This window comes from Streptomyces sp. NPDC057638, from assembly GCF_042800315.1.
Classification (GTDB): Bacteria; Actinomycetota; Actinomycetes; order Streptomycetales; family Streptomycetaceae; genus Streptomyces.
On sequence record NZ_JBHVHF010000285.1, the window covers coordinates 1 to 10,649 of the forward strand.

Here is a 10,649-nt window from a genome sequence, read left to right on the forward strand (position 1 = left end):
GGGCCGGACCGTCTCGTACGTCCGCGCCGGGGAGCGGTTGGCTTCCCGGCGCGCGCGTGTACGCGGGGGCGTGTGACGGGGCCGGGCGCCGGATACCCGGGGCGGGTCAGGGTTCGGGGATCAGCCGGACCACGGTGACCGTGAGGATGCCCGCCGAGACGACATAGCGCAGGATCACCTCCGAGACGACCACCTCCCGGCGGTCCCGGTCGGTGCCGACCTGCGACGAGCCATGGCCATGGGTGTTGGCGCCGATCGTGCGGACCACGTCCGCCTTGAAGCGGTCCGGGTCGGGGAGTTTGCCCAGGGCCTCCTCCGCGAAGGGGGCGTAGGCGACGCGATAGCTCACGCGGCGGCCGTCCCGAGGCGCGCGGCGAGTTGCTCGGCCCGCAGCAGGACGTCGACGCGGTCGAGCGCGTCACCGGGAATGACCTCCAGGGCCCAGCGGCGGATCACCCGGCCGAGGGTGTGCGGCGGGGAGGCGGACAGCTCCTCGTCGAACGCGTCCCGCGACGGACCGGGGAGCGCCCGGCGGACGTCCTTGACCGTGAGCGGCACGGCGAACTGCTCACCGTGGACGGTGACCAGGACCGGTGCCCGGATGGCGTAGGTCCGCGGTTCGCTGTCGAGGGCGGCGAAGGCGTCGTTCTGGGCCTGGATGCGGCGGACGACCGCCTCCTCGTCGGCGTCGGAGAGCACGGGCGGCGCCGAGGGCGCGAGGGGTGCCGAGGGCGACGGTGGCGCGCATCGCGAGGACGGCACGGAGGGTACGGAGGGTACCGACGGCACCGGCGACGCGGGCGCGACGGGCGGACCCGGCCGCGGCGGCGACACGGACCGCCCGGACGGCACGGACGCCGACTCGGACAACGCGGACGACACAGTCGGCGCGGGGAACGCAGACGGCAGAGAATCAGCCATGGCGCCACGCTACCGACTCCCCCACCACGGACCGGTGACGCGCCGATTCGGCACGCCGATGCGTCACCTGTCCGTCAACACCCCATGTCAGTAGGGGGTTTCCTCATTCGGCGGCACCAGGACGACCGGTAGCTCCCGAAGCCCCCGGAAGGCCGGGAAGGGCACTTCCAGCCAGGGCGGTTCCCACTGCGGGTCGGCCAGGGTCACCTCGGGGAAGCGGCCGAAGAGCCCGGTGAGCCCGAGCTGGGTCTCCAGCCGGGCCAGCGGGGCGCCCAGACAGTAGTGGACGCCATGGCCGAACCCGAGATGCGCGGTCTGCGGACGGCCGGGGCGCCGCACGTCGAACCGGTCCGGTTCGTCGAACTTCCGCGGGTCCCGGTTGGCCGAGTTCAGCGCGATCTGCACCAGCGAGCCACGGGGGATCCGTACGCCCGCGATCTCCAGGTCCTCCGTGGCGTGGCGGAAGGTGGCGCTCTCCACCGAACCGTCGTAGCGCAGCAGTTCCTCCACCGCCGGGCCGAGCAGCTCGGGATCCTCCCGGACCGCGCGCAGCTGTCCGGGCTGGGTGAGCAGGTGGTAGACGGCGTTGCCGAGCAGATAGGCGGTCGTCTTGTGGCCCGCGAACATCAGCAGGAACGCGGTGGAGATCAGCTCCTGGTCGGTGAGGGTGCCGTTCTCGTCCTGGGCCGCGATCAGCGCGCTGAGCAGATCCTCGCTGGGACGGCCGCGCTTGTGCGCCACCAGGTCGGCGAAGAAGTCGTGCAGGCTCTCCTCGGCGCGGGCCTGCGCCTCCTTGGCCTCCTTGCCGAACCCGGTGTGCGCCACGGTGGTGGACCATGCCTGCACCTGGGCGCGTTCCTCCGGGGGGACGCCGAGCAGTTCGCAGATCACGATGATCGGCAGCGGGAAGGCGAACGCGGAGAGCAGGTCCACCGGCTCCCGGGTCGGGCACTCGTCCAGCAGCCGGTCGACGACATCGCGGACATGGGGGCGCAGCGCCTCGACCCGGCGTGGGGTGAAGGCGGAGCTGACGAGCTTGCGCAGCCGGGTGTGCTTGGGCGGGTCCGAGTTGAGCATGTTGTCGTCGAGCGCGACGGAGGAGTCGCCGAAGATCCTCCGGTACGCCTCGATGGCCCCGTACATGTCCTTGCTGAGACGGGGGTCGGACAGGGCGGCGCGGGCGTCCTCGTACCGGGTGATCAGGAATGTGTCGAGGCCGTGCGGGGGACGTAGGGGGCAGACGGGGGCGTGGTCCCGCAGATGTCCGTAGACCGGGTAGGGGTCGCGCCGGAACTCGGGGGTGCAGCGCGCCGCGGCCTGCGCGGGGTCGTCGACGGTGGTCACGGGCGCTCCTGGAGGTCGAAGAGGGCTTCGGCGTTGCCGCCGAGGACGCGCTGCTGGGACGCCCGGTCGATCGGCAGTTTCTCCACCGCCCGGATGTACTCCTCCAGGGGGACGGAGAGCGGGGGCGAGTCGGTGCCGAAGAGCATCCGCTCGGGGCCGAGGACCTCGGCGTTGAGGCCGAGGTGGGCGGGGCTGAAGACGCTGGTGTCGACGTAGGTGCGGCGCAGCGCGGCGGCGGGGTCGGGGGACCGGGAGGGGCCGGTGCCCCGCGACGGGCCGGGGAAACCGTCCGCGTCCCCTGGTGACGGGGCCGCGGAACGCGAGGGGTCCGTGGGGCCGTTGCCAGGGAGGTCCGCCCGGGGCGGGCCGGACGCGCCGGGCGCGCCGGGACCGCGCGCACCGGGACCGGTGGGCGCGCCGCCGGGCCGTGCGCCCCCGGGGGCGCCCCCGGGGGGTGGTCCGCCCCAGTGCCGGGGGCGTGCGGCGGTCTGGAGCCGCTCCGGCAGCAGCGCCAGCGCCCCTCCCCCGGTGGCACCGATCAGCGTCAGCGACGGGTACTTGTCCAGCCAGCCCGCGAACGCGATCATCGCCATGCCCAGCGAGACGTCGTTGAAGCGGCCGATCTGTTCGACGAAACCGAGGTCCTCGACCCGTTCCGTACCGATCGGCTCGGCGGGGGCGTGGACCAGCACGGGCACGCCGGTCTCGGCGGCGAGTGCGAAGAAGGAGTCGGCGCGCGGGGAGCCGAGGAGTTCGCCATGGACGCTGGAGGTGGTGATCAGACCGACGAAAGCCGGGTCGGCCAGGGTCTCGCGGACCCCGTCGAGATGGTCGTCGTCGCCGAAGGGGTTGACATAGACGTAGCCGCGCAACTGGTCGGGGAAGGTGGAGATCACCCCGGAGAGCCAGCCGTGGAAGGCGCGCAGCTTGTCGCGCGGCTGCCGGTAGTTGTCGACGCCCGGGACCCGGGCCATCGCTCCGGCGCCGACCGGGCTGCCGATGATGGTGAGGTCGATCCCGGCCTGGGCGCGGGCCGCCAGCATGCCGTCCACATCGGTCAGGGCGGGGGGCATGGGGAAGCGCCGGGCGGCCTCGGGCGGGGAGAGATGGCCGTGGATATCGATGATCATGTACGGATTCCCGGGGTCGGTGCGAGTGCGTGGGCGACGGCGACGCAGTCCTCGTCCCCGTGGCCCTCCTCGGTGGCCCGGAGATGGGTCCCGGTCGCGGCGGCGAGCAGGGGCAGCCGCAGTCCGGCCGCCTCCGCCTGCTCGGTGGCGAGCAGGAGGTCCTTCGCCATCAGCCGCAGCCGGAAGTCGGGCTGGTCGAAGCGTCCGGCGGCGAGCCGTTTGGACTTGAAGGCCATCACGGGCGAGGCGAACCCGCTGACGGCGATGGCGCCGAGGACGCGGGTGCGGTCGAGGCCGGAGGCGGCGGCGAGTTCGACGGCCTCGGCCATGGCCTGGACCTCGATCCCCATCAGCAGGTTGAGCAGGAGTTTCATCCGCATACCCGAGCCGAGGGCGCCGAGGTGGACGACCTCTTTGCCGAGCAGGTCCAGCAGGGGCCGCCCGGCGTCGAAGACGCGTTCCTCACCGCCGACGAAGAGGCGGAGCTGACCGCTGCGGGCGTGTTCGCGGTTGCCGAGCATGCCGACGTCCAGGACCGAGCCGAGATCGCCGGTGAGACGGACGACATCATCGGGCGCCACGGTGGAGGCGCAGACCAGCGAGCCGGGGTAGGGCCCGGCGGAGAGGATCCCGTCCGGTCCGCGCAGCACCCGGGCGAGCGCTTCGCTGTCGGCGACGGCGCAGATCGCGGCCGTGGTGCCCGCGACCGCTTCGGCGGGGTGGGCGGCGACGTCGGCGCCCGCGCGCGCGAGCGGTTCGGCACGCTCGGCGGTGCGGTTCCAGACCCGGACCCGGACGCCCTGGTCGAGCAGGCGGGTGGCGAGCCCGCTGCCCATGGTGCCGAGTCCGAGCACGGCGACCGGGCCGGTCGCGCTGGGGTTGGTCATGGTGTCGCTCCCACGGTCTCCTGGATGACGCGGAACCGCAGCGACTGGGTCTGGTCCACCCAGCGGCGCAACGGCTCCAGCAGCGCCCGGTGGTCCTCGCCCTGGAGCCAGGCGAAGAAGTGCTCGGGCGTCTCCCACTCGCTGGTGATGACCCACTGGCGGGAGTCGTCGATGGGCTCGCCCAGCCGGTCGATGAGATGACCGGGGACGCTGGCCACGGACTTCCGTATGCGGTCGTACGCCTCCAGGAAGCCTTGCTCACCGCCCTCCACCACGTGAACCGAGTACACCACGGACAGCTTGTCGGTCGCTTGGCCGTTCTGCATGGTGCGCATGTCTCCTCCTGCCGCTGGGATGTGCGGAGCACGTCCTAACGGACTCATGGGTCCCGGGGGGCCGCAACTCCGGCGTGGCGGCGGGCCGGTCAACCCCGGGCCCCACCGCCCGCGCCCGCTCCCCCACTCGGGTGATCACCCTCCGTGGCCCGGCGCCGGTGCGCCGTCCAGGTGTGTCACGGGGGCCGGGAGGAGCCGGGGGCGGGGGCGGGGGTTCGGTCATTCGGGGCGGTCGGGCGTGGGTGCGGGGCGGACCGGAGGGGCGGGTGCGGGGCGGACCGGAGGGGCGGGTGCGGGGCGGACCGGGCGGCCCTTCCAGCGCAGTTCGTCCCGCCGGTGCCGGACGAGGGAGTCGACGATCAGGGCGCAGTGCGCGGACGCGGCCAGCGGATGGGCGAGCAGTCCGGGCAGGGCCGGGCGCCGCCCGTGCGGGGGGCCGACGGGCGGTGGCGCCGGACGCCGGTCGGCCGGGGTGGCGCCGGAGCGCGTGCGAGCCGGGGTGCGCTCCGGCGCGGGTTCACGGGTGGTGCGGGGCTGGGTGGTCGGCGGGGCGGTCGGCGGGGCTGTTCGCCGGAGTCGCGGTCGCGAAGGGGACATCCAGCCGGTGGCCTCGGGCGTCCGCTCGTGGTCTGGTCCGACCGGACCGGAACACGCCATGTCGTCGTGTGCCATGCAGCACCTCCGGGGGCAGACGGGGGCTCTGTCCTGCGTACGGTGTTGGTGCGTGGCGGTTCGGAGGGCAGCCGTGGGGCTGGCGGGGGTGACCGGGGCTCAACCTCACCACAGCTGTTCACGGGTGTGATGTCCGAGCGGTTCACACCCTCTCCACGTTCCTCGATCTGAACAGCGGGATGGCTGACTCCCGCCCCGGCGAGATCGGTGTTCCCGGCCAAGGAACGAGCCCCGGTGCCCCTTTCCGTTCCGGAGGCGGCGCGGAGGGCCCGGGCCTGGGAGCACACCACCGGCACCTCGAACGCGGGTGACGTCCTGAGCGCGGTCCCCTGGAGACGAGCATCAACAATGCCGATGCTCACCCCCGGAAGAATCCGCTTTTCCCCGCCTCCTCGTCGGCACAGGATGGGCGGTGACCAAGCCTCCGGGGAGGAACCATGTCGTCACCCGTCGCCGCCGCGCTGCTGCCCCTTACCGCCGAGGCCGGTCCGGAGGGACTGGCCGTCGGCGGGGTGCCCCTGACCGCTCTCGCACGGCGCTTCGGCACGCCCTTGTTCGTCTACGACGAGGAGCATCTGCGGCGGCGCTGCCGCGAGGCCGTTACCGCGTTCGGCCCCGACGGCGCCGCGTACGCCTCCAAGGCGTTCCTGTGCACGGCCATGGCGCGGCTCGCGTACGAGGAGGGGATGCTGCTCGACGTCGCCTCCGGAGGCGAGCTGAGGGTCGCGCTGCGCGCGGGCGTCCCGGGCTCGCGGATCGTGCTCCACGGCAACAACAAGGACGAGCGGGAGCTGCGCGCCGCCCTGACGGCCGGGGTGCGCCACGTGGTCGTCGACAGCGGTGACGAGATGGACCGGATCGAGCGGCTCCACGCCACGGAGTCCCTGCCTCCGGTCCGGGTGCTGCTGCGGGTCTCCCCCGGTGTCGCGGCCGGTGCCCACGCCTCCATCCAGACCGGCGGCAAGGACTCCAAGTTCGGCTTCGGTGTCGGCGACGGCGCCGCCCTGGCGGCGGTGCGCCGGGCCGAGTCCTCGCCCGCGATGGTGTGGGAGGGCATCCACGCCCATGTGGGGTCCCAGATCCTCGATGTCGCCGAACTGGCGGCGGGCGCGGCCGTGGTGGCGCGGTTCGCGGCCGAGGTGGGCGCGGAACGGCTGACGGTGGGCGGCGGGCTCGGCGTGGCGTACGAGTCGGACCAGTCGCCTCCCTCGTTCGCGCGGTGGGCCGCGGGGGTCAGGGAGGCGGCCTATGGCGCGGGCTGGCGGGGCCCCTTGACCGTCGAGCCGGGCCGTTCCGTGGTCGCGCGCGCCGGGCTGACGCTCTACCGGGTCGGCACCATCAAGCGGATCGAGGGCGTCCGTACCTATGTCAGTGTCGACGGCGGTATGAGTGACAACCCGCGCCCCGCGCTCTACTCCGGCCGGTACGAGGCGTTCCTCCCCCGCTGCCCCGAGGCGCCCCGACCGGCGCGGGCCCGGGTGGTGGGCAAGCACTGCGAGAGCGGCGACATCCTGATCGACGACGCGGCGCTCCCCACGGAGCTGCGGGTGGGCGATGTGCTGGCGACCCCGGTGACGGGCGCGTACGGGTACGCGATGGCCTCGAACTACAACAAGCTGCCACGTCCGGCGGTGGTCTTCGTCCGCGACGGCTACGCGCGGGTGGTGGTGCGCCGGGAGACCGAGGAGGACCTGGTGCGGCTGGATGTGGACGGGCCCGGGGAGCGGCTGGCCGTCCGGACCGGCGGCGGTCTGGCGGGGACGGGAGCCACGACGGCCTCCACCGGCGCGCCCTCCCGGTGACCCATGGAGGAGAACCGTCCGCGCCAGAACGGGACGGTTTCCCCGGACCACCCCTGGCCGCCGGGGTGAGCTGTCCGTCGTAGCGGATGGTCTCCCGGTGTTCCCGTACGGCCCCGCCCGCTCCCGGTGTCCGAACCGGGCCGGTGGGCCCCGCCCTCCGTAGGGCCCGCCCCCCGGGGCAGCCGCTCCGGCGGGGGCGGGCCCGCTCGGGACTCAGGGTCCGGCGGCGGCCGTCATGCCCGTCCGCCGGCCTCCCGGGCCACCCGCTCCAGCCGGTCCCGGTGCTCCTGCCAGTAGTGCGCGTCGCCGGGCGGGATGCTGGTGTTGTTCTCGTCCATGCCCACGGAACCGTCGATCAGTTCGCGGAGGATGTCGGCGTGCCCGGCGTGCCGGTGGGTGTCGGCGATCACCCGCACGATGGCGTGGTGGAGCGTCAGCTCGCTCCTGCCTTCGGGCCACCACGGCACCGTACCGACCGTATCCAGCGCCAGCGCGCGGACCGTCGCGTCCGCGTGCGCCCATGCCCGGCGGTAGCAGGCCACCAGCTCCTCGCGGGACTCGTCGGCGGTCGCCCACATGTCGGCGTTGGGTTCGGTGTCCTCCTCCAGCCAGGGCGTCGGCTCGTCGGAGGGGCGCCCGAAGGTGTCGCCGAGGTAGCCCAGTTCGACGCTGGCCGCGTGTTTGACCAGGCCCAGGAGATTGGTGCCGGTCGGGGTCAGCGGGCGGCGGACGTCGTACTCCGAGAGTCCGTCGAGCTTCCACAGCAACGCGTCACGGGCGGACTGGAGATAGAAGAACAAGTCGTCTTTGGGGTCTCGCGAGTTCAGCGTGTCAGTCGCGTTCATGGGGCCAGTCTGCCGTCCCGGTGATCACCGCCCACGCCTCGGTCCGGCCGCGCGGCGGATCCACCGGCCCGGCCATCCCGGCGCACGGGATCCTCGTCCGTCGCCAGTCGGGCGTGCCGTTCCACGTCGAAGCGCACCCCGTCGTACTCCAGCCGCTGCCGCTCCACGCCCTCCACCGCGAACCCGGCCGCCCTGGCGACACCGCAGGAAGCGGGGTTGTTGACCCGGTGGCCGAGCTCCAGGCGGAAGAGTCCGGCGTCATCGAAGGCCCAGCGGGACAGGGCCCGCAGGGCCCGGGAGGCGACGCCGCCACCACGGGCGGCCGGGGTGGTCCAGTAGGACACCCACCCCACACCATGGCGCCGGTCGACCGCGCCGACCGCCACGTTGCCCAGGGCGGTGTCGCGCTCGTCGACGACCGCGAACGCGAAGGACGAGCCCGCCTCCCATCGCTCGCGCCGCTCGGCGAGCCACCGCTCCGCGGCGTCCCGTGACACCACCGGCTCACTGGCCTGCCCCCGCATCAGGGGGTCCGCGAACGCGGTCAGGACGGCCTCCGCGTCCCGCGCCGACCACGTGCGCAGCCCCAGCGCTTCCGACACTTCCACATGATCACGCATCGGTGCAGTGTGCCGTATCCGTCCGCGCTCCCCGACCGGTCCCGGCGGACCGGCCGTCCGGATTCCACAGCGCCGCCGCACCACCGACGGGCGGTCAGTGAGCGTTCTCAGTGGGGCGCAGACCCCGGGGGATCCAGGCCCAGACGGTCGCGGCGGCGCCCAGGGCCAGGACGGCACCGACGGCGTACGCGGGCGTCATGCCGTGGGTGAAGGCGCGGGCCACCTGGTCCAGCAGCGAGGCCCCGTCGGCGCCACCGAGCGTCTGGGCCGCGTAGGCACCCTCGCCCACCGAGTCCCGCGCCCCGGCCGGTACGGAGTCGGACAGACCGTCACGGTAGAGGGCGCCCGCCAGCGAACCGAGGGAGGCGACACCCAGGGCGGCCCCGAGTTCATAGCAGGTCTCCTCGATCGCGGCGGCCCCGCTGACATGCTCGGACGGGGTGGCCGCCATCAGGGTGACCGAGGCCACCGTCATGGCCACTCCGGCGCCGAAGCCGATGAGCGCGAGGGCAGCCGCCACCACCGGGTAGGGCAGCTCACCGTCACCGCCCACGGCCAGCCAGGGCAGGGCGAGCCCCGCGGCCATCACGACCAGCCCCCCGCCCATGACATGGCGGATCGGCAGCGCCCGCATCAACGCCGGGGCGAGCAGCGAGGTCACCACCAGGGCCAGCGGCGCGGGCAGCACCCGCACACCCGCCTGGAGCGGCGAGTAGCCCTGGGCGTACTGGAACCACTGGGTGAGCAGGAACAGCACGGCGCCGAGGGCGACCATGCCCAGGAAGATGGCCATCGCCGAGACGCTGAAGGCGCGGCCGGCGAACAGGCGCACCTGGAGCAGGGGGTTGGCCAGACGCAGCTGACGGCGGACGAACAGGGTCAGGACGACAGCGGCGAGCGCCAGCGTCAGCCAGGGCAGGGGCTCGGTGAGCCCGTTCTTGCCGAGCTGCTTGATACCGCCCGCCAGGGCGACCATACCGACGATGGACTGGGCGACACCGGTCCAGTCCCAGCGTCCGGCGCGCGGGGCGAACGACTCGGGCAGCAGCCAGCTGCCGAGGGCGATCACGGCGAGCGCGACCGGGATGTTGAGCAGGAACGCCGACTCCCAGCCGTGGTCCTCCACCAGCAGTCCCCCGACGACCGGCCCGAGCGCCATGCCACCACCCATGACGGCCGACCACACCGCGTACGCGAACGCCCGCTCCCGGGCGTCGGTGAAGACATGCCGCAGGATCGAGAGCGTGGCGGGCATGATCGCGGCACCGCCGACGCCGAGCAGCGCGCGGGCGGCGATCACATGCCACGCCTCGGTGGCGAAGACCGCGCCCAGCGACGCCAGCGCGAAGAGCGCGAAACCGGCCAGCAGCAGCCGCTTGCGCCCCCAGCGGTCGCCCAGCGCCCCGGCGGTCACCAGCAGGCCGGAGAGGGCCAGGGCATAGGCGTCGATGATCCACAGCTGCTCGACGGCGCCCGGCCGCAGATCGGCGACGAGCGAGGGGAAGGCGACATTGAGGATCGTGGTGTCCATGGCGATCAGCAGCAGGCTGCCGGAGAGGATCGCGAGGACGATCCAGCGGCGCGCGTGGACACGGTCCGCGACAGGGGTCGCGGCGAGGAGGGACATGGGAGGCTCCATCAGCAATGAATGATACGAACACGTCTACGGTGAGACATCAACGTATCATTTTTGCGCTGGATGGCCCACTCGCGCCGTATCACCGCCGCCTTCTCGCTGGATATCGGAGGGGTGGATATCCGAGGGCGGGTATCGAGGGCGGATATCGAGGGCGGGCACCCGAGGGGCGAGCATCGGGGGCGTCCGAGGGTCGGGTATCCGCGGGTCGGGGGAGGCTCCTGGGGCCGAGGAGGCGGGCATCGGCGCCGCACGCCCTCGATGGAGTGGTCGCGCCCCGGACCGCGCCCTGACGGCGGCCATCCGCATCGCGCCCGTACGACCGTCGGCCCGGATGGGCCCGACGGATGGGCCCTACAGATCACCGGACGGATCACCGGACGGATCACCGGACGGATCACCGGACGGATCACCGGACGGATCACCGGACGGATCACCGGACGGATCACCGTAGCGG

General features: G+C 73.3%; 12 protein-coding genes. 2 read left to right on the plus strand and 10 right to left on the minus strand.

Annotation, left to right across the window (positions count from 1 at the left end):
- Positions 1 to 106: 106 nt before the first annotated feature.
- The 7 genes from ACFVIM_RS28120 to ACFVIM_RS28150 all read right to left on the minus strand — a co-directional run bounded on the left by ACFVIM_RS28120 (position 107) and on the right by ACFVIM_RS28150 (position 5,289).
- A complete protein-coding gene (locus tag ACFVIM_RS28120) occupies positions 107 to 349 on the minus strand; it encodes a hypothetical protein (RefSeq protein WP_384306927.1) in 243 nt (80 codons plus the stop codon).
- A complete protein-coding gene (locus ACFVIM_RS28125; protein ID WP_384306930.1) occupies positions 346 to 762 on the minus strand; it encodes a hypothetical protein in 417 nt (138 codons plus the stop codon). The genes ACFVIM_RS28120 and ACFVIM_RS28125 overlap by 4 nt, the downstream gene beginning before the upstream one ends.
- 246 nt (positions 763 to 1,008) lie before the next feature.
- Entirely contained in the window at positions 1,009 to 2,265 is a 1,257-nt protein-coding gene (locus ACFVIM_RS28130; RefSeq protein WP_384306933.1) for a cytochrome P450, read from the minus strand.
- Positions 2,262 to 3,395, minus strand: a complete 1,134-nt coding sequence (locus ACFVIM_RS28135) for an amidohydrolase family protein (RefSeq protein WP_384306936.1) — start codon at positions 3,393 to 3,395, stop codon at positions 2,262 to 2,264. The genes ACFVIM_RS28130 and ACFVIM_RS28135 overlap by 4 nt, the downstream gene beginning before the upstream one ends.
- Entirely contained in the window at positions 3,392 to 4,282 is an 891-nt protein-coding gene (locus ACFVIM_RS28140; protein WP_384306938.1) for an NAD(P)-dependent oxidoreductase, read from the minus strand. The genes ACFVIM_RS28135 and ACFVIM_RS28140 overlap by 4 nt, the downstream gene beginning before the upstream one ends.
- Positions 4,279 to 4,617, minus strand: a complete 339-nt coding sequence (locus tag ACFVIM_RS28145; RefSeq protein ID WP_384306941.1) for an antibiotic biosynthesis monooxygenase family protein — start codon at positions 4,615 to 4,617, stop codon at positions 4,279 to 4,281. The genes ACFVIM_RS28140 and ACFVIM_RS28145 overlap by 4 nt, the downstream gene beginning before the upstream one ends.
- 219 nt (positions 4,618 to 4,836) lie before the next feature.
- Positions 4,837 to 5,289 (minus strand): hypothetical protein, encoded by a 453-nt coding sequence (locus tag ACFVIM_RS28150; protein ID WP_384306943.1) that lies wholly within the window; start codon positions 5,287 to 5,289, stop codon positions 4,837 to 4,839.
- 437 nt (positions 5,290 to 5,726) lie between these two features.
- Between ACFVIM_RS28150 and lysA the strand changes: the two genes are divergently transcribed.
- Positions 5,727 to 7,091 (plus strand): diaminopimelate decarboxylase, encoded by a 1,365-nt coding sequence (gene lysA, locus ACFVIM_RS28155; protein ID WP_384306946.1) that lies wholly within the window; start codon positions 5,727 to 5,729, stop codon positions 7,089 to 7,091.
- Positions 7,092 to 7,324: 233 nt separating this feature from the next.
- Here the strand turns inward: lysA and ACFVIM_RS28160 are convergent, their stop codons facing one another.
- The 3 genes from ACFVIM_RS28160 to ACFVIM_RS28170 all read right to left on the minus strand — a co-directional run bounded on the left by ACFVIM_RS28160 (position 7,325) and on the right by ACFVIM_RS28170 (position 10,183).
- Entirely contained in the window at positions 7,325 to 7,936 is a 612-nt protein-coding gene (locus ACFVIM_RS28160; protein WP_384306949.1) for a DinB family protein, read from the minus strand.
- Complete coding sequence (locus ACFVIM_RS28165) at positions 7,933 to 8,556, minus strand: GNAT family N-acetyltransferase (protein ID WP_384306951.1); 624 nt, start codon at positions 8,554 to 8,556, stop codon at positions 7,933 to 7,935. The genes ACFVIM_RS28160 and ACFVIM_RS28165 overlap by 4 nt, the downstream gene beginning before the upstream one ends.
- Before the next feature lie 94 nt (positions 8,557 to 8,650).
- Entirely contained in the window at positions 8,651 to 10,183 is a 1,533-nt protein-coding gene (locus ACFVIM_RS28170; RefSeq protein WP_384306954.1) for an MFS transporter, read from the minus strand.
- A 270-nt stretch (positions 10,184 to 10,453) separates the two neighbouring features.
- On the opposite strand from ACFVIM_RS28170, the gene ACFVIM_RS28175 reads away from it, so the two are divergent.
- Positions 10,454 to 10,649: hypothetical protein (locus tag ACFVIM_RS28175; protein ID WP_384306956.1), on the plus strand; the 196-nt coding region annotated here is incomplete at its 3' end.